The following is a 230-nucleotide window of genomic DNA, read 5'->3' as shown; positions in this document are numbered from 1 at the left end:
ACCGCACCGTCAACATGTCGAAGGGTCCGGGTCGCGGCTTCGGTGACGTCAAGACGGGCGAGGTCGACCGGTATCTGTCGGACGTGCAGTAGCTCGTCACGTCGACGGACTGGGGCAAGCTCAGCCGGAACGATTTCATCGCCACCGCCTCGACCGTGTTCGCGTATGTCAACCAGGCCCACCCGTTCCGGGAGGGCAACGGGCGCACGTCGAAGGTGTTCATGGCGCAC

At 64.8% G+C, this 230-nt stretch carries 1 pseudogene; it reads left to right on the top strand.

Features of this window, described 5'->3' with window-relative positions:
* Nucleotides 1-131 precede the first annotated feature (131 nt).
* Nucleotides 132-230: pseudogene (locus ACZ3HG_RS25055) on the top strand (Fic family protein); the annotation flags it as partial.

The sequence above is a fragment of the Erwinia sp. PME.40.26/001 genome (assembly GCF_055556675.1).
Note: the sequence above shows the minus strand (reverse complement) of the source record. Positions and strands in the feature narration are given on the sequence as shown.